This window comes from Paraglaciecola sp. 20A4, from assembly GCF_011378905.1.
In the GTDB taxonomy this organism is placed as follows: Bacteria; Pseudomonadota; Gammaproteobacteria; order Enterobacterales; family Alteromonadaceae; genus Paraglaciecola.
The window spans coordinates 237,899-262,930 of sequence record NZ_WTPY01000004.1 but is presented as its reverse complement, the minus strand read 5'-3'; the positions used below and the strand labels follow the sequence as shown (position 1 = coordinate 262,930).

The window sequence follows — 25,032 nt, the reverse complement described above, 5'->3', positions numbered from 1 at the left end:
GCTTATACATTTACTTTCGAGCGATTATTTATCAAAGGAGTCACCATGAAAACATCTTCGACAGCCGACAGTCAGGCTCGCTCATTTGATCCATCTGATACTCAGCGCATTGAAATCAGCCAGCCAAAGGAGTGGGCGGCTGGCATCCCTGCGGTGCTGTCAGCTTACAAAAATGTTACCAGCAAAGCTGGGCCTATTAAAGGCACGCGTTTATTATCCGATTTAAATCAGATCGAAGGCTTTGATTGCCCTGGCTGTGCTTGGCCTGATCCATTAGAAAAGCGCGCCACATTTGAGTTTTGTGAAAATGGTGCCAAAGCGGTGGCTGATGAGGCCACGACTAAGCGTGCTGATGCCGCGTTTTTTGCCGAGCATAATGTGAGTAAACTTCGAGGGAAGTCAGACCGTTGGCTAAATGACCAAGGGCGTCTTGTTCAGCCAATGTGGTTACCTGAAGGTGCAGAATATTATCAGCCCATTGACTGGCCGCAAGCATTCACCCTTATTAGTGAGCAGCTCAAATCATTAGATAATCCTAATCAAGCCGCGTTCTATACGTCAGGACGTACGGGAAACGAAGCGGCATTTCTGTATCAATTATTTGTACGCAAATTTGGTACTAATAATTTGCCTGATTGTTCAAATATGTGCCATGAATCGAGTGGCGTTGGCTTAGGAGAAACCATAGGTGTAGGCAAAGGTACTGTGAGCCTAGAGGATTTAGAGCACGCTGAAGCAATTTTTGTATTTGGCCAAAACCCAGGTACTAATCATCCACGAATGTTGTCATCGTTGCAGGCGGCTAAACGCCAAGGTGCTAAAATAGTCGCGGTTAATCCACTTGATGAGACCGGCCTTAAACGCTTCAAAAACCCTCAAGAAATATCTGGCGTTATTGGTAGTGGCACTGCTTTGCGTGATTTATATTTACCCGTCAAAATTAACGGTGATGTTGCACTGCTTAAAGGCTTGTGTAAGGCACTGATTGAGCGCGACAGCGATCACCAACCTGTTCTTGATCATCAATTTATCAAACAGTATTGCCACGGGTTTGATGCATTTAAAACTGATATAGAGCAAACCACTTGGTTGGACATAGAGCAAGGCTGTGGGTTGACTCAAGCCTTGATTCAGCAAGCCGCAGATATCGCTTGTGAGTCAAAAAAGACTATTTGTTGTTGGGCAATGGGGATGACACAACATAAAAATGCGGTGGCAAATATCCAGTTAATGACCAATTTTTTAATGTTGCAAGGCAATTTAGGAAAACCTGGCGCTGGTGTTTGCCCGGTGCGTGGTCACAGTAACGTTCAGGGTGATCGCACTATGGGTATTTGGGAAAAACCTGCCCCCGAGTTTTTAGATGCCTTAGGCAAAGAATTTGCTTTTAATCCGCCTCGAGATAACGGCGTGGACGCCGTTGAAACAGTTCATGGTATGCAAAAAGGACAGATCAAAGTATTGTTTGCTTTAGGGGGGAATTTCTTTAGAGCGATGCCCGATCACCAAGCAAATGATGCAGCGCTTACTCAATGTGAATTAACCGTGCAGGTTTCTACGAAGTTAAACCGTTCGCATTTACATACGGGTAAACAAGCGCTTATTTTGCCAGCACTAGGGCGAACTGAAATCGATACTCAAGCAAGTGGTATTCAGACCATTACGGTAGAAAATTCCATGGGTGTGATACAAACTTCTCATGGCAAAATTCCACCTGCATCTGACCTACTTAAAAGTGAGGTCGATATTATCGCCGAACTGGCACAGCATACCCTGCCGAATCATGGGATAGACTGGTTAGCGATGAGGGCCGATTATCGTCTTATTCGTGATCATATCGGTAATGTTATCCCTGGTTTTGAAAATTTTAATCATCGTATTGATACGTTAGGTGAGTTTGTATTACCGAATGCTGTCCGTGATGCGCGTCAATTTGCAACGGCCACCGGTAAAGCGAATTTTGTGGTCCATGATATTGAAAATATTGATGTACCAAAGGGGTGTTTGTTGATGATGACCATACGCAGCCATGACCAGTTTAATACTACGGTTTATACCAATAATGACCGCTATCGCGGAATTCATGGTACACGTAAAGTATTATTTATCAGTAAAGAGGATATCGCAGAATTGGGTTTAGTCCCAGATCAACATGTGAGCATTCGCAGTCACTGGCCAAATGATAAAGCAGCCCTTAGAGAAGTCAGTGATTTCGCACTGGTGGAATACGGTATACCAAAAGGCTGCGCGGCAGCTTATTACCCTGAAACTAACGACCTAATTCCTATTGGTAGCGTGGCCGATAAAAGCAATACGCCTGCGTACAAGTCTATTGTGATTAGCTTACACGCTAAAGAGATAAGTTGAAAAGTGCGCGCTTTAACAAAGAAAATATAAGGTGAAATGTGTGATAGACCCTAATGCACGAGATAAGATCAATAGACGTGGTACTTTGTTACTGGCGATACTATTAGCGGGTAGCTCGACATTACCAAGTTTAGCTTTTAGCCAGCAGCTCAGTGATGAAACAAGTAAAATTGTTGATAGTCGGGATGCCCAAAATGACGGTCCAGGTCTTGTCTTAAGCGTATCGCCTAAGTTACATGCTCTGCAACAGCGCTGGGCAAAAGTGAATTACACTTTACAAGGTGATGAACAACTCGCCGCGTTTGAAAGTCTTATTTCCCAAGCACGCGCGCTGACGCAAGAGCAACCGAATAATGCCGGTTATTGGGCTTGGCTGGGTATATGCCAATCAACCTCAGCGGCTGCAATAGGCGGCACAGGAGCGTTAGCTTTAGCCAAAAAGGCTAGAAAATCTTTGGAAAAATCAATAAAGCTTGATGATAACGCGTTAGATGGAGCTGCGATGACAACTTTGGGGGCGCTTTACCATAAATTGCCAGGTTGGCCATTAAGTTTTGGTAGCGATAAAAAAGCTAAGAAGCTGCTGGCCGAATCGGTCGAACGTCATCCAACAAGCATTGATGCCAATTTCTTCTTTGCTGAGTTCCTGTTTGACGATAACGACAATAGTGCCGCTCGGGAATACTTACTGTTAGCGCAGCAAGCTCCGACTCGCCCCGAACGGCCTATGGCTGATAAATATCGTCGAATCGCTGTTGAAACGCTGCTTAAGGAAATAGATAAAAAATGATTTAAGCTACTTGCTGAGGCTAAATTATTTCTTTAAAAGATATTTCCGTATTTAAAATACCTATGCCACACCCATATTGTCGCTGAGGTATTCTTTGCAGATCGTTTTATTGTTTATATATTTGTAGCACTTGTGCGTCGGCAGATAACCCTGCCGTAAATGCATAACATTGTGCGAGTAGCTAAAATAATCTCTGCTTAAGGGCTGTGCTTATTTATGCTGTTGATATACCACTAAGCCATTTGGATGATATCTGGCTGTTCACGTGTTCTGCTACAATACCCATGTTAATTAACTAGCTAGGAGAGAAATTTATGAAAAAAGGATTAGGCTTTTTGGTTTTGTTAGTATTGCTTATTGCAGGCGGTGCTTGGTATCTGTTAAGTGGTGCAGGGGACTTTATTCGTGCGCAAATTGAAGAGCAGGGAAGTCAATATCTTGGCTCCGCCGTATCGGTGGCCAACGTAGATTTAGCGCTGACCGATGGGCGAATGACCATCAGTGATTTAAGCGTTAAAAATCCGACAGGTTTTAGCACGGAAAATGCGTTCAGTGTAAATGCAATCACACTTGATTTAGGTGAAGTCCTTAATGAACCCTATATTGTTCAAACGGTTAACATAAGTGCACCGGAAATTTTATATGAAGTAGATGCAAGTGGGCAAGGGAACTTACTCGCGCTCAAAGACAATCTTCAAGCTAATCTACCAAAGACTCAAGATGAGCCCTCGCCGGCAGCAAAAGATGGTCCTAATCCGTTAGTTATCGTCGAAAACGTCACGGTAAGTAACGTTCGCCTGAAGCTAAATTTTGAGCAACTGCCTACAGGGGATTTAAATATAAAGACAAAGTCCTATGAGGTGACGTTACCTACTTTTAATGCAGGACCTATCGGCAAACCTAATGGTATGCCGGCTGACCAAGTTGGAATGGCCGTGGTCAATGCAATGCTTGATAACGTAATTGCCTCAGCTAAGTTAGAAGCGAAAAAACGTTTAGAAGCAGAGGCTAAGAAAAAAGTGAAAGAAGAGCTCGATAAACAAAAGGAAAAGTTGTTAGAAAAAGCAGGGGACAAACTTAAGGGGTTGTTCAATTAGGCGAGCAATTGAATGTCGTTTTGCCCCAAACTTGCATAGTGTGAGGACGGTGCAGAACGACACGTTGTGTTTGTGCCAAGAGGGTATGTGCTTTACCGACGTTGAAGTTGACGTTTTCGATTAAAAATCATTATATTGTGCAGATAAAACAAGATAAATATAAGAAGCAGAATATTTAGAATCAATATGATAGTGACTGATATTTTTACAAAATAAAGCAATAACGATTGCCTTAATCGGAATTTTCATACTATCTACTATTATTACTGGGTATTAATGAAGGCTTTAATTTAATCGATTTTTTTCAAAATTATTTAGAAAAGGTACATGAGTTTATTTTTTAAGACTAGATAAGATAAGCGCTATTATTTAAAGCGAGTTAAAAAACCACGCGTGATTTTTGCATCTTAATAATTTCACCATAGTAAAAGTCAATAATGCCATAACAAATTATTTTATTCATTCGGTCTTCATGTTCATAACGCTAATGGTATTCAATATTTGTTACGCATCTTTTATAATTTCCTAAATAATTCCTTTAATACATCCTATTAAAACCCAAGATAATAATACAGTTTCTTATCTTTGGGATTACCGCTATGCAGCCATACGATTAGTCACTGTTCGAGTAATTATACCAACTCCAGTAAACCCGAATTCAGATAATAAGTGCACCACTCAGCGAAAATGTAAAAGGACTTAATCAAGGCGTTTGAATGATAGCCATTTATTAAAAATTACATGGTGCTCTTTCAAGTTAGAGAAACACAGAGTCGGTCCTTTTAAAATTTGCCCGAAGGGAATTCCCCAACGGGATTTGTACTACGTTCTCGGTATTTGAAAGGGAACAACCATTACTGCGCACCGACGCCTTGTTCAAACCCGCTGGTTGAATTCCCAGAGGGCAATTGTTTATTGGAATTGGTATTAAACCTTGAAATGGCTTACAAGGGTTTGCAAGTTAGCGCCTAAAGTGGCGACCTTTTCACTAGTTTGGGTGGTTTGTACTGCACCAGCAGAGCTTTCTTCGGTAATTGTTTTGATGTTGTTAATACTGCGGCTCACTTCTTCGGTAACGTGAGTCTGTTCCTGAGCAGAGGTAGAAATTTGAGTACTCATATCCAATATAGTATTAATGGTTGAAGATATCGAAGCAAAAAATTCTCCTGTTTGCTCTGCTTGTTGTAATGTTGTGCTTGCGTTGGAACGACTTGATTCCATAACCATTACGGCTTCTTCTGCACCCGACTGTAACTGAGTAATAATTTGTTCAATTTCAGAGGTTGAGTCTTGAGTTCGTTTTGCCAAGGTTCTTACTTCATCTGCTACAACAGCAAAACCTCTACCTTGCTCGCCAGCTCTTGCCGCTTCAATGGCGGCATTAAGAGCGAGTAAGTTAGTTTGGTCAGCGATATTTTTAATCACATCTAGCACCGACCCTATGTTCTCACTATGTACTTTCAGTTTATCTAATACATCGGCAGAGTTGCCCACATCAGTGGTTAAAGTTTTGATTGAAATAAGCGTATCATTTACCATTTTATTGCCTGCAGCGACTTCATCATTTGCATTTGATGCCGCGGCGCTGGAGTTTTCGGTATTGCGGGCGACTTCTGCTACGGCAGAAGACATTTCGTCAACAGCAGTGGCTACTTGAGTGGTTTCACTGCTTTGTGCAAGTAAGCCTTTAGTTGATTGGCTACTAACGACAGTCATTTCTTCCGCGGCTGTTGCAAGTTGATTAGAGGAATTTACGACTTCTGAGATAATATTATGCAGTTGAGCAATAAAGTCGTTGCAGTAACCCCCTAATTCGCCAATTTCATCTTTTGTCGTCACATTAACACGTTGGGTTAAATCCCCTTGTGCGATATTCCGCAAAACTTTGTTAGTTGCTTTAATTGGCAACGTAATGCTTCGTATAACAAAAAAAGCAATAAAGCCGCTTATTACTACCGCGATTCCAGTGCCCAATATACTGAATGATTTAGCAAAGAAAGAAGTGGCATGTTGCTCATCTCCACGCGTTATTATCAACAGCTCTTCAGCATTGACTATATCTTTTAATACACTACGTATTTTATCCATCAGTAATTTACCCTTACCATTCCTCATCATATTAGTGACATCATCAATGGTTAAAGGATAATTATTCATTTCTCTACGTGCGTTAATTTCAGGTTGGGCGGCCAAATTAATCCAATCATCAATTTTCTTTTCAATCTCATTTATATTGCTAACGCTTACAGTCCCACCTTGTAAAATATTTCGCGCTTGATCTAAATGTACTTTTAAGCTTTGTTGGCCACCAATATAGGGTTCTAAGGAGGTATCTTGGCCTGATAATAGAAAACCTCGTTGCCCCGTTTCCATATAGACTAAATCCAAAGTAATGAGGGTTACAAGCTGAATACCTTTGGTGTTATTTGTTTGTCTAAATTGGTTGTCTAGGTCAGCTAGCATGGCACGAATACCATCAAAAATATTTTTTCCAATAAGTCTTTTTGAAATGTTTTTAAAATTAGCTTGGGCCTTTGCTCCTAAGGTAACTTGGCGTCTTGCCTCTATTTCGGGCCTCGCTACTTCTTTAGCCCACTGTGACTCTAAACTGTCTATTTCTTTCCAACGTTCAACCTGAGGTAAGTTATCACTTGTGAGCTGTTGCCCTTCGATTATCAATTCTTCAAATACAGCCCTTCCTGCGTTGTAAGGGTCCAGATATTCATCTTCTCCTGCGATGAGAAACCCTCTTTGCCCTGTTTCCATATCAACCATAACAGCCTGGACCGATTCAGCCTTACGTATAACCTCGTAGGTGTGGTTGACCCAACGAGAAGCATCTATTATGGATGATATGCTTATTGAAACAACAAGGGATGTGACCAACATTAATATCAGTATCACACCATAGCCTATTGAAATTTTGTAACTTACTTTCATCTTATTTAAAATATTCATTATGCTTCCATTTTAATTTAATGCATAAATTTAGCATCGATGTTCGGTGTTCGGTGTTCGGTGTTCGGTGTTCGTCGGTCAGTTTGTTATATGTTTTCATTGTTGCGTCTATTGCCGGCGAAAAAACGATAAGCATATATTCAGCTTATCGATTCTGTACCTATTCAAGTTTTGCATTTATTTTTTGAATGGCTAACAACGATATTCAATATTTGTTGAGCATCTTTCACGCTACATAGTACTTGGTATCGATTATTAAAATAGTGCACTAATATGCAAGCCGGCCCAGCTGTGATCGTTATTTTCACCTTCTGCACTTTTTAAATCACTACCACCAATATTATGTTCAAGGGTTGCACTTACCGAAAAGATATCGTTTAGCATATGGCTCGCAATTGCGCCAAAATATGTATGATTATGGCCGTTGTATTCTTTACTGGCATAGCCGAAATCGAAGGTCACTCTAGCGTAAGGTGTGATACTGAAATACGGGTTGATTTGGTATTCTTGTTCTAGCCCTAACTCTACAAATGAACCGTCGGCTTGGGTGCTATAGACAACATTTATATTTGGCGTTACCCAATCATTACCTGACCACGCAGCGCCAGCCCCTAATTCATTGTCAAAGCTGTTATCTTTAAAAAATTCCAAACGAGTGTAATTAGCAAATAGAGCAAAATTATTCCATTGATGGCTGTACTCTACTCCAACGTTGAGTTCATCATACTTGTTGCTTTGACCTTTTCCGTAGGCTGTACTTAGACTAATCGCATCCGTTACAGGATGGCTGAAATTAACCCAAATAATACCACCTTCAGGTAAGTTATTTCTCCCTTCAGATACATATTTGCTGTCATAACCGATATCTAATTCTGCAGCTAAGCTAATAAATGCTAGTGGTGTTGACATTAAGGCGATAAATAGTCGGTAGATTGAACTCAAATTGACGTCCGTGGTTAAACGGTAAAAAACAGTACCCATATTGTAGTTTTTATTATTGGTTGTACCATTAACCTAAAGTATCGTTTTAGTGGCTGTTGAATGTTTTTTTACTGATTGCCAGCTCTAAGATGTCTCGTCTCGCTGTATTACTTTCCTTGGATGAGTGCGCTGCTTAGGTCGACGAGTTCATCGGATAAACGGAGAACTTCGTCGCCGGACACCTGTACGTTGCGCACAGATGCGGTTGTACCCGCTGCTTTTTCCTGAATACTGTGAGTACTTTTCACCTGTTGCTGAATCACGTTTTTTTGCTGCAAAATCGCAGTAGATATATTAACCGTGCGTTCGCTTATATCATGTGCTGACACAGCCGCATCTTGAATATTATTCAAAACTCCCATTACGTTTTGAACCGCAGTAGTCGAGGTAGATTCGCACTTTATCATATGCTCAATAGCCTCTTTAACGACACCTTGAAGTAATGCAATGATATCGGTAATTTCAGTGGTGGAAGATTGAGTGCGTGAGGCAAGTGCGCGAACTTCATCAGCCACAACCGCAAAACCACGCCCATGCTCTCCAGCTCGCGCAGCTTCAATAGCCGCATTCAAAGCCAGTAAGTTAGTTTGATCTGCAATAGAGCTAATAACACTTAATACCTTTTCTATTTCATTCGTGCGCTCTTGCAGGCTGCCAATAGATTGAGATGCTGAGGATATGGTTTGGTTAAGGCTTTCAACTTCGTTTACAGATTGCTTTAGCTGAACGAACCCGTTTTGTAGCTGCTTAGATGACGACTCTAACTGATTTTTTGCGCTTTCAGTATTGTCGTTTATGTGCGAAACAGCACTAAATAACTGGTCTAAGGCAACGCTGATAGTATTGGTTTCGTCTTCCTGAACGGTAGAGTTATCAATCGAAATTTTAGCGTCAGTAATTAAATTTCCTGATATTGTTTTAAGACTACTGGAGGTATTGGTTAAGCGATGCGCAATATCTGCAATTTTACTAACAAACGCATTAATTGAAGTGAGTATTTCGCTAAATTCATCGTTATGTTTTGACACTAGCTTGCGATTTAAATCAATCTTACCTGTCGCTAGGCCATTAAGCATTTCAGTCACATTTGCAAGAGGCTTTAAAACTGCACTCTTAATAACGTAAATGATAATTCCCAGCAAACATAAGTTTAAAAAACTGGCCATAAAGACCACTGATTTCATATTGCTAAGAGACGCGGAATTGTCGATCGCACCTTGTTTTAAAGCTTCGGTGTTTTGCACTAAAATATTTTCGACTCGCTGGGCAATATTACTTGCAGCGGAATCAAATTTTTCCATTATTAAATTGCCGCCAATGGGACCCTGTGCAACATACGATTGCGCCATGGTTTGACCAATTTGATAATAATCAGCAAGGTCTTTTTTGGTCGACACTAACATATTTGGTGTAATGGCATTTAACGCAGCAAGGCTATCGAGATTTCGGATAGCCAGTTGGTAATGACTTTCGGCTACTTCGAAACCGTCGTCTAAACCATCTAGGCCCCTAGTTGCACTAATGTCAGTTAGCCACTGCTGAATTTGAACCACATTAAACTGAAATTTATAAGCTTCTTCTGTTGCTGGCGTAATGCGACCAGATATCTTTTCCACATTACTAGAGACTGTTAGGGTCAAGTAAGTAAGAGCGCCGCTCTGAGTCAATAGAATTGAGGCTACAGCGAAGATTAAAAACAACAATTTTTGCTTAATTGACATTGAGTATCCCGGTAATAGTAAATATATCGTAATGTTTTGCCGCTAAAATAAGGTATCGGCTTAAACATCAATATCAAGACATTTAATGCGAAAATATATTCTGTGTTATTTCGATTTCATATTTAAAGTAGCACAAAAAGTAAAAGGCAATGAATGGCTCTACTATGTTGTTATCGATAAACGGAGGCGGGATAAGGGTAGGCGTTGATTATTTGTTATCGAGTTAATTAAGTAAAATGAATATCATCTTGCTCTATGGAGTACATAATAACTGCCAGATTTAACGTTACTAACACGTTAAATCTAAGACGTAATATTTCGAATATGCCCCCACTTGTGTGTTTATCGGCAACTTTTTCGCGGTTTTCTTATACAGCAATTAAAATGTGCATCGACAAAAAACATAAAGTATTGAACCGTATTGTATGAACACTATTTATTCGAATATTATAGGAGCATCGGCAAAGTTTGGCGCGTGGAGCACTGCTATTGTAACTGCTCTATTCTTCTTAGGGTTTCTTTTAATTCTTCGCTGTCAGGGGATAGCTCTAGCGCTTTGGTAACAATGTTTTTTGCTTGTTTATACTTTTTTAAGTGCACATAAACAGTGGCGAGCGTATCCAAGTAATTACTATTCTCTGGCGAGTATTCAACGGCCTCTTTGGCAAATTTTAATGCTTCAAAGGGTTTTTTTTTGTGCCTCAACTCGATGTAAACCATATTATTGTATGGTTCAGAATACCTTGGGTTAATACTGATGGCTTTTCGATATAAAACTTCGGCTTGTTCGTAGTCACCAGCCATGTGATAAACATACGCAAGTTTGGTTTGGATCACCTCATTTTCACCATATTGTTCTATAGCTTGTCGATACGTACTTATTGCTTTTTCTGAATTACCTGATTCAGCATACACATCCGCCAAAATTACATAATCCATTGCTAAAGGATTTAAGTTCTTTTGAAGAGCAAGCGTAAAGTTGGTAATCGATTCAGTATACTGTTGTAGTTGCCGATGATAATTACCCTTAAGTTTGTAAGGTAATACCAACGCCGGCGAAGCATTAATTATTATGTTCAAAGGCTCAAGTGCTTGCGTTATGTTGCCAGCTCGTTCCAAAGCTAAACTTAATCCGTATAAGTACGAAATTTCCTGTGGTTTCGTTTCGAGCGCTTTTTTATATAACGTAATCGCGGCCGCGGCATCCCCAAACCTAGACAACTTGATGACAGCTAGTTCAACATTCGCTTCGGGCAAAGCAGGATTGATGCTTAGTGCCTTTTTGAAATCGTTGACCGCTTCATCAATGCGATTCTGCTTTAGTAAATAGCGCCCATGGGCAGTGTAGAGCTCTGCGCTATTGATTGTATGTTTAAATGCTGTAAGAAAATAAGCCTCGGCTGATTTTGAATTACCGAGGTTGTCTTCAATTTGGGCTAGGCCGATCAGTGCATTAATATTTTTTGGATCCCGTTCTAGCAATTTTAGATATTGCTGTTTAGACGACGCAATATCGCCCTTATTCCATTTTTCTATTGCGCGACTAAGTAATAGTTTGTCACCATCGAGGGGCTTAGATGTAATGGGGGCAGTGAGAGCTGGAACTGAGTATAAGGCCATGGCTATTGACGCCAACATAAATAGGTATATTTTCATAACGTCTATCTCTGAATTAAAAAAGCCTATAAACAATTTACAGGCTTTTTGTTATTTTATGCGATGACTAGCTAGGCTTACTTGCTTAATAGCATTCCTCTAGCTTTGCGACCCATGCTAAGTAAGGCTATTCCAAATATTGCAAGGGTACCTGGTTCAGGCACAGGGTTCGGGTCTACAGGTTTATTGTCGATAGAGGCTTCTGCTGTTATGGACAAGCCTGCGAAGAAGATATTGTCATTGTCGGAGGGATTTTGTGTATCGATAGTGACCAATGAGTCCCCGACATTTAAAAACGGCTCTAACGAATACAGCTCATCATCGCCATTTGATAAACTACAATCATGGTTGTTTGCCCTGTCATCGCCAATACCACCAATGGTAATGAGACCACCGTTTGACGCGAAACCATCATTCTGTCCGCCCGCACACGTAGTCAATGAGTTTCCATTTATATTTACAATTGAACTTTGTGTATTATTCGTCGATTGAAAACCGTAGCCAATGCCAAGTGAAAGCGTGGCTTCAAATCCCGGCGTAGCGAGATCTGCTGCCGTTAATGGATCTGCTAGGGAGATGAATGCACTGTCACCCGTTGTTTGACTAAACCCGTCTAAAAATGCGATTGAGCGCAATGTTTCAGCGGGATTACTATACACAATAGCAAGTGCTTCACCATCGATACTATTTGTGGGGTTTTCGCTTAAAATATCAAAGCTAAAAGGAGCTGCACTCCCCCCACCTACAGCAGCGGAGACTAAACTAGTGACATCTACTCTATAGGCCTCCAAAAATGCATTGTTAGCTCCTAGCGATGTCCAATCTGCGCCGCTAAAGGTTGTTCCATCGAAATTGACTGTTGGTATCGCTGAATTCGGGGTACCGGTTGAGTATAAAAAAGCAGCTTCAATTGTTGAGCCCGTAGGTACAACCGCATCAATTGAACAAGTCGGTGTACTGTTGCTTCCACATCCGTCTAGCGACCAATTACCATTGCCGTTAAAAGAATATGAAGGTGTTAAAGCGGCTGTGCTTGTAAACGATATTGCGCTTAATGTGGCTATTGCACAGAGTGTGAGTTTGGAATTATAAATATTCAAGTAAATCTCCTTATTACTTTTTATTCACCAAGACATCAAAACGAGGTGCGCTTAATAGAGCTTATTCTACTGCAACAGGAGGAAAGCATAAGTCAGGCCAAAAAAAATAGTTATATATTTCAGTAAGATAAAAAATTTACCGAGTTGAGGTTGTATAAAAAATGGACACTTTAGAAGGGCGGATATCGTTGTGATTTAACTTGATTGGCAAAAAATAACTATCGTTTTTTGATCTGGTCATTGATGGTTTAGTCATTCGACCGATAGAAGGTTCGTGTTAAATGGGCAACCAACTGATAGTCCGAGACTGAATAATAAAGTTAGGTTGTTAAATTTGCTATAATTAGGTTTTGTGCCGTCGACACGTAACTTGAGATAATGACCGTTTTTATGAATATACCTCAGAATGATGCGCCACTGTGTTGTCCATTTTGTAAGCAAGATAACCAATGTTCGGCTGTAGAATCAATTAGTTCGGCTCCTGTTGTTACTTCTGGGTCAACTACGCCAGATACGTTTAATAACGCGACAGTTTATCAGGCTAAGTCAAAGGCAAACTGTTGGTGTTTTGTGCAAAAGATACCCCAAGGATTGATTGACTTAGTCCCACAGGCCAATAAAGGTCAACAATGTATTTGTGCAGACTGCGCCGCCTATTTTATCCGCGATCCTGCAGGTTTTAGTGCCCAATATGGTGGCGCGGCTTGCTAACACTATTTAACAACTTAACCCTAGACGGTACATAGTCATTCACCCGTATTTCGCCTCTTAACATTAAGTAATTAATGTTATATAGGCGTCTTCTTATATGCCCTTAGTTCTTGAGTAGAGGTCAGCGTTAATAACCGGCTAGGGGACTGACAAGATCAAAAAGATGGCTGTTATCGAATAGACTTGCATTATCGCTTGTTAGAATAGCGGTTTGCGCATCCACACTAATGACCGTCAATACATGCTTTGTTTCACTGGTTAACATATTAAACATGTCACCATTTTGCGCGGGCACTGATTCACTCTTTATTAACTGGAATCTATCGCCCTCGGCTACGCCCATTTCACTACCAATATTAATCACTACATGTTGTGTGTTTTTATGAATAATCTGGCCGAGTGTTTTTTGGCAAGTAAGCGTATTGCTGATATCAATGACTGCACTGTTTACTGTGTTTAATACAACTCGGCCATAATCACTGCGCCAAAATAGGCTATTGTAGGTGTCAACGGGATAGGTTGCTTTAAAGTCCCAATCTGCTTCGCCATGATAACTGTGATTAAGTAGCATTTTGTTATTAAATGCATCGAATAAATATAACTGAAAGGTAAAGTTACGCCTAAGGGCGACATCGTCATTTATCAGTCCTTTAGTTGTTTGTTCAAAGAGGCTGATATCTCTAATATAACCAAAGAGTACAAACTGGCTGTGGTACTCATTGGCAAGGTAACGAGCGGTGTCCGAAATATATCCAAAGGTGGGTTCTTGCAGCACACTTTTTGGCATAAAAACCTGATTGATTAACTGTACTTTAGCCACAAGTTCATCTGATAGTAGCTGTTGCTCGACTCGCCGGCTAACCTGTGGACCTAAATCGAATATGGCGCCATAACTGGCTTGTGTTGGTTTCAACACCGGTAATTGTGTTACCAGTAGTGCTCGCATGTAATTGTCATGATTACAATCGAACAGAGGCTCAATATCTACTTTGACATAGACGTGCAGCACATCATCGATCACTTCTTCACTGAGAATTTCTACCCGTCTTATCTTACCTTCACTGCGTAGTTCGGTTTTACTGCTTTGCAGCAAGCCATCTAAGGAAATATCTTTGGCCGTGATCATTATCCCATGTTGAAATGAAGCATCGGCGATAGCATTTTTAATCGCAACTACCCGAATCGCATTTAAATCAGCTCCATCAACGGCCAGTTGGGCATTACCTTGATACCAAACAGCCGAAGCTTGGCTACTGCATAGGGCAAAGGTTAAAAACGATATTAAATAAATGAAGGTGTTTGCACGTAAGGCCATCATTTACTCAAGTATACCAAAGAGCTTGCCTAAAATGGACGACTCTTGATTTTCCTGTAATTCGCCTTTGCCGCTAAATTCGATGCGTGAATTACCGACTTTAACCGAACTCACTGTATTGTCGTTGTCGATATCACTGGGGCGTATCTCACCCGAGAAACGTATGTACTCTTCGCCTTTGTTAAGGGTCATCCATTTCTCACCCGCGACCAACAGATTTCCGTTGGGCATAATCTCAAGCACGTACACTGTTACGTCACCTTCCAGAGAGTTGTTTTGTTTGGTTTCTGCTGAGCTGTCGAACTCGTTTTCTTGTTCAAAATCAGCGTTGAGGTTGTCACCGGCAATTTTTAACGGGCCAGCATTGACCGTAACGGGATCGAGGGTGAAGTTTCCACTTTTGTCTCGTTTAAAGTTGAGAGATTTCTTTGACGAGGTTTTCTCCGACAATTGCACCAAAATCATGTCGCCAACCCGGTAGCGATTGTTACGCTGATATAGGCTCACAAGGTTATCGGGATCAAATAATGAACCGTTAGGCACTTTTACCGCTGGGAATGGGTCAACTCTGACAGGGCGAAACTCTGGGTCGCCGCGCTCTGGTCCTGAGCTGGAATCTTTGGTTTCAATTGCCCGTTGTTGTACGTTTGGGTTCGTTGGGCTGCTAGCTATGACTTGCTCGTCATTGGGTACAGTGGTGCTGCAAGCAGTGATCAGAAGTATCACCGCTGCAGTTAAGATTCTGATTAGCATGACTTTAAATTCAAATGAGTAAGCAAAGAATGATGGTCGCATATTCCTTTGAAGCTTGTCTGTATGGCTTGCGTCAAGGTTGTGTAATGAAAAGTCAACTTTGCAAAGTTACGTAAGTTTTCTGATTTATCCTCATAGGTTCTGATAAGACATTGATATTAAGGTTAAATTTTTATAAACGTAAATTCAGGGGACACGGTGAGCATAATCGAACAATTTTCGCTAAATAATACTCAAGGGGTTGATACGTCTTTATTACTGGGGGCTGACGGCAAGGCAGGTGTTAGCGCCGCTGTCGACTCTGCGACATCGGCTTCTCTTGAAAGTGTGACTGGGGTCGGGGCCTATTTCGCCGATATATTAGCGAGCATGCAAGGGGCGGCAACTGATCTTATTGGTTCTGGCGCAAATAGTACCAGTACCGCTCAGTCTGACTCGGCCACCTCAACTGAGGCTTCGAGTGTCGCCGCAACCGGTTTATTTGCTTCGCTTATTTCATCTGATGATGAGGCAAGTAGCACATCGACTCTTTCATCGGATAAGTCAATAATAGGGACGGCGTTGACGGCGGACGAGAGCCTTTCACAAATTCAACAGCAGTTAATGGCGTCGCTTAATGCTAGCTTGTTTGGTGGGTTATTAGGGGACACGGCAGGTACTGACGGTGCGACTAGCTTGCTATCAGGTATAGGCTCATCTTTTTCTGATGAATCACTCTCAGTTATGCAGTCTAATTTGCTGGCTAATTTACACAGTAGTTTATTCAGTGGGCTGTTAAGCGCTGATGGCACAATGTCTGAACAAAATGTTACCAGCACTCAAGATAGCACTGCAAGCAGTGAAGCAGAGTCAGGTTATTCGTTTCTACAAAATATGAGTCAGTTTTCATTCGGTGATGATGGATTTGGTTTAAATGAATTATTTGATACAGTAAACATTGCCCAGCACGTGCCAGTAGTTTCAAGCTTATATCAGGATATGACTGGCGAGCATATGAGCGCCGCGGCGAGCTTAGCGGGGGGCTTTTTGTATGGTGGCCCAACAGGGTTAGCACTGTCAGCTGTTGACTTAATGGTTGAAGGTTATACTGGCAGTACCGTAAGCGATGCAATCGTTGATTTTGATTATGCGGGTTATTTTTTTGGTAATAATCCTGCTGCCACAGCAGCTCAAGAAGCATTAAAAACTAATGACGAACCCATCGAAGGTTCGACTAATGCTTATCAGTTTGTGTCGCGGCTGTTTTAATAAAATCATGACGATGCGAGAGAAGTTAAATAACCATTATTCTAACTGAAATCAGCTTTTATTTGCGCTACTGTGGTCACTGGCCGTGTATATGAAATCAGGATCTCTCATGCATACTAATGATACGTCGAATCATTCCGACTATGCTCCTAAACCATTGGTCAATATCGATGCGCCCCAATGGAGCAAGGACGCAGTCATTTATGAAATTAATTTGCGCCAGTTTACTCAGCAAGGCACTTTGCAAGCTGCTATCGAACATTTACCACGCTTAAAAGCATTGGGGGTAAAAATATTATGGTTGATGCCGATTCATCCTATTGGTCGAAAAAATCGTAAAGGAAGCCTTGGTAGTCCTTATGCGGTGCGAGATTATTTCGGGATAAATACTGAATTTGGCACCCTGGAAGATTTACGCGAATTTGTAAACTCGGCACATCAGCATGATTTGTATGTGATTATAGATTGGGTCGCCAATCATAGTGCTTGGGATAATGGATTGGTTACCCAACACCCTAATTGGTATGCACGTAATCACCAAGGTGAGTACACTTCGACCCCGTGGTGGGATTGGGACGATATTATTGATTTTGACTATCGCCATGTTGGGCTTCGTACTTATATGGCTCGTGCTATGCGTTACTGGGTCGAAGAGGCTGATATCGACGGCTATCGTTGTGATGTGGCGGGTTTTGTTCCGCAAGATTTTTGGGCCCAAATACGTGTTGAACTAAGCCAAATAAAGCCCGTGTTTATGCTTGCTGAGTGGGAATCTCGAGATTTGCATTACGATGCATTTGATATGAGTTACGCATGGAGTTGGAACGAGGCCATGCATGGTATAGCCATGGGTAAATTGCCGCTGACTAAGCTTTATAAATACTATTCATGGAATGAAAAGACTTTTCCAAAAGCATCTATGCGAATGACGTTTGTGAGTAATCATGACAAAAACGCTTGGGATGGAACGCAATTTGAACAGTTCGGCGATGCACTAGAGTGCGCTATTGTTTTGTCTGTACTGGGGGAGGGAATGCCACTGATTTACAATGGGCAAGAAGCTGGCAACCCAAAACGTTTAGCGTTTTTCGAGCGAGACCCTATCGATTGGCAACCCCATAAAATTGGCGATTTATATGCCGCTCTTATTTCATTGAAAATGGCCAAAAGTGCGTTACACAATGGTTTGTGGGGCGCGCGCATGTTGCTAGTTGAAAACTCCCATCCACAACAAGTTTTCAGTTTTGTTAGGCAAGACGCAGTTGGAAAAGTATTTGTCCTGCTAAATTTTTCTGCCATGCACTTAACGATAACGTTACGCTCTACATTGGGTTATGGGCAATGTCAAAAATGGCCTAATAGCGAGGCCGTGATGCTTAACGCCAACAGTGCGATCACTTTAGAACCGTGGGATTGGCAGGTGTTTATTGGCTAAATTAGAAACCAAGAGAGAGCTGCCAATTATGTCTGTTTAGCGGCTAATCACTGGGCATTTTTCTGATCGTTTTTTAGTCGTTGGCTTAGGCGGTTGCTAAGGCGTGAATAATTTATCAATCAAAGAATAATTAAACTCTGAAAACTAACCCATAGTTTGGCATAATCGCTCTCTTTTTATCTCAAGGTACTTGCACTGCGCACTATGTCGAAGTCTTCTAAGCTGTTTGCCCCCGATGGCATTTTATCCCAAGCGATCCCCGGATTCACAGTGCGTCAAGCGCAAACTGATATGGCTAATGCGGTTGAAGAAGCAATTGAGCATAAGTCCGCTTTAATTGTTGAAGCCGGCACGGGAACGGGTAAAACTTTTGCCTATTTGGCACCTGCATTACAAGCCAAAAAGAAAACGATTGTTTCTACGGGTACCAAAAATTTACAAGAGCAACTGTTTCATCGAGACTTGCCGCTTATCAAGAAAGCCATTGGGGTAAATGGCAAAATTGCTCTGCTTAAAGGCCGTTCTAACTACTTATGTTTACACCGTTTACGCCAGCATGCTAGCAGCACTACCTTGCTTGATAGCACAACTATGGTGGAGTTATCAGATGTTCGGCGCTGGGCAACATCGACGAAAACCGGTGATATGGGTGAAATGAAAGCCCTAGCCGAAGACGCTAAAGTGCTGCCATTTGTCACCTCAACGATGGATAACTGCTTGGGCAAAGACTGCCCAGATTACGAAGATTGCTACATGATAAAAGCACGACGCAAAGCGTTGGATGCAGATTTAGTGGTGGTTAATCATCATTTGTTCTTTGCTGATATGGCCCTAAAAGATACCGGCTTTGGAGAGCTTATTCCTGAGGCTGACGTCGTTATTTTCGATGAAGCACATCAGATACCTGATATTGCCAGTGAATATTTTGGTGAGTCGTTATCTAGCAGACAGTTACATGATTTGAGTCGGGATCTGGAGCTCGTCTATCGTACTTCGCTCAAGGATGCTAAACAACTGCATACCGCAGGCGAAAAGTGCAAGATGATCTCTGCGGATCTTCGGATACTGTTTCCTGAAAAGGCGCAAAAGGGTAATTGGCGTGAAATGCTTTCCCGCGACGATGTGCAAACCCAAATCAGCAAACTGAATGATTCTTTAAATGTGTTGTACGAGGTGATCAAACTCCATCTTAGCAGGGACAAAGATTTAGACAGCATATTTGAACGTGTCAGTGACGCCCGTGCAAAGCTCACTCGGCTTACAGATTCGAATCAAAAAGGTGTGAGCCTTTGGTATGAAACGACCATGCGTCATATTGTATTGCATTTGACCCCGTTAAGTATTGCTGCGAAATTTTCGAAACTTATTTCTACCCCAGAGCGCACGTGGATTTTCACGTCAGCGACGCTTATGGTAGGCGACGGTTTTGAGCACTTTCAGCGTCAAATGGGTTTACAGCAAGCAAAGACACTTGCGCTTGATAGTCCATTTAACTACCAAAAACAGGCGATGCTCTGTGTGCCGCGATTTTTACCGGAACCCAATGCCAGAGAGATGCGCCAGACTCTGCTAGATATATCGATAAAACTGATTGCCGCCAGTGGTGGGCGCTGCTTTTTATTGTTTACCAGTCACGCGACATTGCGAGCTATTGCTGGCATGCTCGAAGATAAAGTAGATAATCCAATTTTAGTGCAAGGCACGACAACGAAGCGAGCCTTGCTCGAATCTTATGTAAATAGCGATAATGCGGTGTTATTGGGTACGGGAGCATTTTGGGAAGGTGTCGATGTCCGTGGCAACGATTTGACCTGCGTGTTGATTGACAAACTACCGTTCGCATCGCCAGATGATCCATTGTTGCAAGCCAGAATTGAAGATTGCCGTAAAGCAGGTGGTAATCCGTTTGGGCAGTTGCAGATCCCTCAAGCAGCCATCGCCCTCAAACAAGGGGCAGGGCGCTTAATTCGTGATGAGACTGACAGGGGGGTGCTGGTTATTTGTGATAATCGACTGGTTACCAAAGACTATGCAAAAACTTTTTTACGCAGTTTGCCTGATATGCGACGCACGCGACATTTACCCAATGCGTTGGCTTTTTTAGAAGAAATACACGCTGATGCGCAAGACGCTAAGAAGGCCGATAAAATTGTTAAGCGTAACGCTAACAATGTGGCTAAAGCTGCCGCACAATCTGCTGCAAATAAGGTTACTCAGCAGCTAGCGGAGCAAAACTTAGATAAAGAAAACGTGAGCCATTTAGGCGAGTCGACTGACGATAAGAATTTACCTGAGCATAGTGGCTTAGACACACCAGATATGTTTAACAAGGAAGCACAATGAATCTCTTGATCATTGATACCGCGACAGAGGCTTGCTCAGTCGCTTTACAAGTAAACGGACAGCGTTATCAACAATTTGATATTTGTCCCCAGCAGCATAGCCAACGTATTCTACCCATGATTGATGGTCTGCTTAAAGAAGCCAGCACATCTTTAGGTCAGCTTGATTATTTGGGATTTGGCCGTGGACCAGGCAGTTTTACCGGTGTGCGTATCGCCACGGGTATTTTACAAGGGCTAGCTTTAGGTACGGGTTTACATGTGGTAGGTATATCAACTATGGCTGCTATGGCGCAACAAGCGATTGACCTGCACCAAGCTGATGAAGTGTATTGTGCGATAGATGCGCGTATGGGCGAGGTGTATTTCGCACATTATCAAGCCGTTGACGGCTTAGCGACTTTAATTAACGAAGAACACGTATTGCCGCCTGAAGAAGCAACTGCAATATTGCTGAACAATAAAAGTAAACAAACCGCCTATGGCGTCGGAACAGGATGGGCCGCATACGATGCTCTGCTAGCCCCCCTTAACGAACAACAACGGCCACATATACTGACAGATATACTCTATCCCGATGCACAATTCATGCTGGCTTTGGTTGAAAATGGTGTGCAAAAAGGCCGAGCAAAAGAGATTGAACAGATTGAGCCAGTGTATTTACGCGACAAAGTAACGTGGAAAAAATTACCCGGTCGGGAATAAAGGCTAATAGCGCAATAGTACAAATTTGTGCTATAAGAATATTATTGAGTAACTGAATTAACGTCTTGTGGGAGTATCTGTGAGAGTCGAATCGTCCGTTAGCGCTTTACAAAGTCCTTTAAACGACAAAGCGATTAAGCGTAATAAACAACAAGATAATGTCGATTCTGCTGTGGCATCGGCTCTTGGTGGCGCTAAGGATGTACAGGACATTATTCGCAAGGGTTCAGTTGAAGTCTTTAGCCAAGCGGATTCATTTCGTCAACCGGCTACCTCAGACGATACCTCAACTTTTAGCTCACAGAACGCTATCGATACCTACCAAGGAGTATCGCGTGAAGAACGCCGTAGTGAAATTCAACAACTTCTCGGGGTTGATACCTTCGCCTGATGTATGTACCTCAGTTACGTTTAGAAACAACCCAGTCACAAAATGTTAAGTTAATATCTCGTTTAATCTGTAGTATTGTAAGTTCAATATGGTTTTTTTGAGGTGGTTATGTATTCCAAATTAGGCATCCTATTAGTGACGCTTTGGTTAGCGGGGTGTTCGACACTGCCTAAGCAAATTCAATTGCCTGATGATAGCAACTTGATTTCCTATCAAGACGCAGCATCGAAGTCTAAAGAGGTACTCGGGCAAAAAGCGCGTTGGGGCGGCATTATCGCCAAAATTGAAAATAAACCTGATAATACCTTAATTGAAATGGTTTATTACCCGTTGCGTAGTTATGGTCGTCCATTGCAAGCAGATGAAAGTATTGGTCGATTCCGCGTCTATGTGCAAGGGTTTTTAGATCCTATGGTCTATAAAAAAGGACGTACCATGACATTTACCGGCGATTTTGTTCGTCTGGAAAAAGGCATGGTAGGAGAACATGAGTATGTTTTCCCGACGCTTGCATCCACTGGTTACTACTTATGGAAAGAGATTCAACAAGTTGATGTGAATATGATCAACGTTTGGCCTTATGATTACTGGCGATACGGTTGGTATAATCGCCCATTTAATAATCGGGTCATATTACGCAGCACGCATCACACCAGAAGTAGCCCTGCAAAAATAAAGCCGGCGGCTAGCAAAAGCAATTAGTTTATCGCTACCTGCTTTAGCTCAAAGCAGGCAGTTTAAACGGCTACTCATGTCATACCTTACTCGGTATCTTTGATAGCCGTTTTTTTATGGATGAATTATGCAAGAAGTAGAATTTCCGTTACGTAATATCACTATTCGAGGTTTGGCGTTTGGCGATCCAAGTAAACCTCTTATGCTTGCATTACATGGTTGGTTAGATAATGCAGCAACCTTTATTCCACTGTCTGAGTATTTAAAAGAGTATTATATCGTTGCCATCGATTTTGCCGGGCACGGTAAATCTGACCACAGAAGTAAAGATGCGCATTATCACTTGGTCGATTTCGTTTATGATTTACATGAGTTAGTTGAATCTCAGAATTGGCATGACTTTATCCTATTAGGTCATTCTATGGGCGGTATTATAGGTTCTATGTATACCAGTTGTTTTCCGCAGAAGGTTAGTAAGTATATAACCATTGAGTCCTTAGGACCGGTTACAAAAGACAGTGAAAGTAGCCCTATACAATTACGCGAATCAATTGAGAGTCGCTTGCAGGGGGCCGCGAGCGAAGGAAAACACCCTAACAGCAAAAAAAGCGTTATTCGTGCTAGAGCGATTGCAGGGGGATTTTCCGATGCATGCGCGTCGTTGCTGGTGGAGCGTAATCTGCTAGAAGTAGATGGAAACCTACAATTTACAACTGATCGCCGCCTGCGTACTTTTTCATCCTTGCGCATGACCGAGTCTCAGGCAGCGGCTTTTTTGCAAGCCATTACTTGTCCGACCATTGTTATCATTGCAGACAACGGCTACGAAATGATGAAGAAAAATGCAGAATTACGGTTAACTTTGATTAGTAACGCTAAATTGGTTAATTCTCCGGGCTCGCATCACCCGCATTTAGATAACCCTGAGGCTGTATCTGTACATATTTTGCGCTTTTTACACGAAAATTAACTATATATAGGTAAAATGTTAATTATATGTAGTGATCTTCGTTTATCTTTATACTAGGTTTGGGTATTATGCGGCGCATTAAGTAGTATAATTGCCGTCGACCCGCACATGTCGTGCCTTTTCTTAGTGGTCGAGGTTGCGCCGAGGAGGCAAAGTGGAAAAATCTTGGTTTAAAAGTTACGACGCACGCGTGCCACAAACAATTAATCCCGACAGCTATTCGTCTATTGTTGATATTTTCGAGCAGTCAGTCAAAACCTACGCAGATAGCGTAGCCTACATTAATTTGGGTAAGTCGATTACCTTTGCACAGCTTGATCAGTATTCTAAACATTTCGCAGCTTATTTACAAAATTCAGGACTAAAAAAAGGTGACGCTGTTGCCATTATGATGCCGAATTTGCTGCAATACCCTGTTGCACTGTTTGGTGTGCTGCGCGCGGGTATGGTCGTAGTAAATGTTAATCCGCAATATACAGCCCGAGAATTAAAGCATCAGCTTAATGATTCAAATGCTAAAGCAATTGTTATTGTTGAAAATTTTGCCTGTACCTTAAGTGATGTACTCAGTGAAACGACATTAGAGACCGTATTACTAACGAAAATTGGCGATATGTTAGGTATGCCGAAAAAATGGCTAACCAACTTCGTTGTTAAATACGTTAAGAAGATGGTTCCGAGCTATTCTTTGCCCAAAGCAATACCGTTTATGGATACATTGAAGCAAGGCGCCACACAAAGCTATACGCGACCAGGTGTGACTGGCGACGATCTTGCCTTTTTGCAATATACTGGTGGCACCACAGGGGTGTCAAAAGGGGCAATGTTAACCCATAGAAATATGGTTGCTAATTTAGAGCAAGCTTCCGCTATCTTAAATACTGTGACTGTGCCAAATAAAGAGTTGGTGGTAACGGCGTTACCGCTTTATCACATCTTTGCCTTGCAAGCGAATTGCCTGCTATTCTTAAAGTTAGGGTGTGCTAACTTATTGATCACAAATCCTAGAGATATGGCTGGCTTTGTATCTGAATTAGCTAAATATCCGTTTACCGTTTTAACGGGTGTGAACACCTTATTTAATGGCTTGCTTAATACCCCTAGTTTTACCGAATTAGATTTTACCAATGTGAAGTTTTCACTCGGTGGTGGCATGGCGGTGCAACGCGCCGTTGCTGAACGCTGGTTTAAGTTGACGGGGCACGTACTACTTGAAGGGTATGGTCTTACTGAGTGCAGCCCGATAGTGAGTGTTAACCCGCCGCAACTTAAGCATTATAACGGTTCTATTGGTTTGCCTGTACCCTCTACTGACATCCGTCTGGTCGATGATGACGGGGTGGATGTTAAGCCCGGCGAATCAGGCGAGTTGTTGGTCAAAGGTCCGCAAGTCATGCTTGGTTACTTGAATCGACCAGAAGCGACAGATGAGATATTAAAAGATGGTTGGCTTGCTACGGGTGATATTGCTCGGTGTGATGACGACGGATATTTTTATATTGTTGATCGTAAAAAAGATATGATTCTAGTCTCAGGATTCAACGTATTTCCCAATGAAATAGAAGAAGTGGCTGCTATGCATGAAGACATCGTAGAAGTGGCTGCGGTTGGCATTCCTCATGAAGCGTCTGGTGAAGCTGTGAAGGTATTTGCAGTGCGTCGTCATCCGGGGTTGAGCGAGAAAGATGTCATCGATCATTGCCGCAAACATTTAACTGGTTATAAAGTTCCGAAAAAAGTTGAGTTTAGAGACGAGCTTCCAAAATCGAATGTTGGTAAGATACTGCGCAGAGAACTTCGCGACGAGAAATAGTAGA

Annotated in this window: 19 protein-coding genes; 12 read left to right on the top strand and 7 right to left on the bottom strand. The window is 42.0% G+C overall.

What is annotated here, in order from left to right:
• Positions 1-45: 45 nt before the first annotated feature.
• The 3 genes from GQS54_RS07030 to GQS54_RS07020 all read left to right on the top strand — a co-directional run bounded on the left by GQS54_RS07030 (position 46) and on the right by GQS54_RS07020 (position 4,254).
• On the top strand, positions 46-2,367 hold the full coding sequence (locus GQS54_RS07030) for an FdhF/YdeP family oxidoreductase (protein WP_166423295.1): 2,322 nt from the start codon (positions 46-48) through the stop codon (positions 2,365-2,367).
• 40 nt (positions 2,368-2,407) lie between these two features.
• Positions 2,408-3,157: a hypothetical protein gene (locus GQS54_RS07025; RefSeq protein ID WP_346766556.1), complete on the top strand. Its 750-nt coding sequence runs from the start codon at positions 2,408-2,410 to the stop codon at positions 3,155-3,157.
• Between the two features lie 314 nt (positions 3,158-3,471).
• Positions 3,472-4,254, top strand: coding sequence for a hypothetical protein (locus GQS54_RS07020; RefSeq protein WP_166423294.1), 783 nt, complete (start codon positions 3,472-3,474; stop codon positions 4,252-4,254).
• 927 nt (positions 4,255-5,181) lie between these two features.
• Here the strand turns inward: GQS54_RS07020 and GQS54_RS07015 are convergent.
• The 5 genes from GQS54_RS07015 to GQS54_RS06995 form a co-directional block, all read right to left on the bottom strand.
• Complete coding sequence (locus GQS54_RS07015) at positions 5,182-7,212, bottom strand: CHASE3 domain-containing protein (protein ID WP_166423293.1); 2,031 nt, start codon at positions 7,210-7,212, stop codon at positions 5,182-5,184.
• A gap of 255 nt (positions 7,213-7,467) precedes the next feature.
• A complete protein-coding gene (locus GQS54_RS07010) occupies positions 7,468-8,154 on the bottom strand; it encodes a hypothetical protein (protein ID WP_166423292.1) in 687 nt (228 codons plus the stop codon).
• Between the two features lie 146 nt (positions 8,155-8,300).
• Complete coding sequence (locus tag GQS54_RS07005; RefSeq protein WP_166423291.1) at positions 8,301-9,914, bottom strand: methyl-accepting chemotaxis protein; 1,614 nt, start codon at positions 9,912-9,914, stop codon at positions 8,301-8,303.
• A gap of 486 nt (positions 9,915-10,400) precedes the next feature.
• Positions 10,401-11,570 (bottom strand): tetratricopeptide repeat protein, encoded by a 1,170-nt coding sequence (locus GQS54_RS07000; protein WP_166423290.1) that lies wholly within the window; start codon positions 11,568-11,570, stop codon positions 10,401-10,403.
• A gap of 77 nt (positions 11,571-11,647) precedes the next feature.
• Positions 11,648-12,670 carry a PEP-CTERM sorting domain-containing protein gene (locus tag GQS54_RS06995; RefSeq protein ID WP_166423289.1) on the bottom strand — a complete coding sequence of 341 codons (1,023 nt, stop codon included), beginning with the start codon at positions 12,668-12,670 and terminating at the stop codon, positions 11,648-11,650.
• A 390-nt stretch (positions 12,671-13,060) separates the two neighbouring features.
• On the opposite strand from GQS54_RS06995, the gene GQS54_RS06990 reads away from it, so the two are divergent.
• The gene (locus GQS54_RS06990; protein WP_166423288.1) at positions 13,061-13,381 is read left to right on the top strand and encodes a cysteine-rich CWC family protein; all 321 of its coding nucleotides are present in this window, start codon (positions 13,061-13,063) and stop codon (positions 13,379-13,381) included.
• A 127-nt stretch (positions 13,382-13,508) separates the two neighbouring features.
• On the opposite strand, the gene GQS54_RS06985 is transcribed toward GQS54_RS06990, so the two are convergent.
• Both GQS54_RS06985 and GQS54_RS06980 read right to left on the bottom strand, forming a co-directional pair.
• Positions 13,509-14,699, bottom strand: coding sequence for a flagellar assembly protein T N-terminal domain-containing protein (locus GQS54_RS06985; protein WP_166423287.1), 1,191 nt, complete (start codon positions 14,697-14,699; stop codon positions 13,509-13,511).
• On the bottom strand, positions 14,700-15,449 hold the full coding sequence (locus tag GQS54_RS06980; RefSeq protein WP_166423286.1) for a flagellar basal body L-ring protein FlgH: 750 nt from the start codon (positions 15,447-15,449) through the stop codon (positions 14,700-14,702).
• A gap of 198 nt (positions 15,450-15,647) precedes the next feature.
• On the opposite strand from GQS54_RS06980, the gene GQS54_RS06975 reads away from it, so the two are divergent.
• From GQS54_RS06975 to fadD, 8 genes are all read left to right on the top strand, one after another.
• The gene (locus tag GQS54_RS06975) at positions 15,648-16,697 is read left to right on the top strand and encodes a hypothetical protein (RefSeq protein WP_166423285.1); all 1,050 of its coding nucleotides are present in this window, start codon (positions 15,648-15,650) and stop codon (positions 16,695-16,697) included.
• Positions 16,698-16,806: 109 nt separating this feature from the next.
• Complete coding sequence (locus tag GQS54_RS06970) at positions 16,807-18,132, top strand: alpha-amylase family glycosyl hydrolase (RefSeq protein WP_166423284.1); 1,326 nt, start codon at positions 16,807-16,809, stop codon at positions 18,130-18,132.
• Positions 18,133-18,336: 204 nt separating this feature from the next.
• Positions 18,337-20,475 carry an ATP-dependent DNA helicase gene (locus GQS54_RS06965; protein WP_166423283.1) on the top strand — a complete coding sequence of 713 codons (2,139 nt, stop codon included), beginning with the start codon at positions 18,337-18,339 and terminating at the stop codon, positions 20,473-20,475.
• The gene (tsaB, locus tag GQS54_RS06960; RefSeq protein ID WP_166423282.1) at positions 20,472-21,179 is read left to right on the top strand and encodes a tRNA (adenosine(37)-N6)-threonylcarbamoyltransferase complex dimerization subunit type 1 TsaB; all 708 of its coding nucleotides are present in this window, start codon (positions 20,472-20,474) and stop codon (positions 21,177-21,179) included. Before GQS54_RS06965 ends, tsaB begins: the two co-directional genes overlap by 4 nt.
• Positions 21,180-21,258: 79 nt before the next feature.
• Positions 21,259-21,570: a hypothetical protein gene (locus GQS54_RS06955; RefSeq protein WP_166423281.1), complete on the top strand. Its 312-nt coding sequence runs from the start codon at positions 21,259-21,261 to the stop codon at positions 21,568-21,570.
• Positions 21,571-21,678: 108 nt separating this feature from the next.
• On the top strand, positions 21,679-22,272 hold the full coding sequence (locus GQS54_RS06950; RefSeq protein WP_166423280.1) for a Slp family lipoprotein: 594 nt from the start codon (positions 21,679-21,681) through the stop codon (positions 22,270-22,272).
• Positions 22,273-22,372: 100 nt separating this feature from the next.
• A complete protein-coding gene (locus tag GQS54_RS06945; RefSeq protein ID WP_166423279.1) occupies positions 22,373-23,215 on the top strand; it encodes an alpha/beta hydrolase in 843 nt (280 codons plus the stop codon).
• A 154-nt stretch (positions 23,216-23,369) separates the two neighbouring features.
• The gene (fadD, locus tag GQS54_RS06940) at positions 23,370-25,028 is read left to right on the top strand and encodes a long-chain-fatty-acid--CoA ligase FadD (RefSeq protein ID WP_166423278.1); all 1,659 of its coding nucleotides are present in this window, start codon (positions 23,370-23,372) and stop codon (positions 25,026-25,028) included.
• The last annotated feature ends 4 nt before the right edge of the window (positions 25,029-25,032 follow it).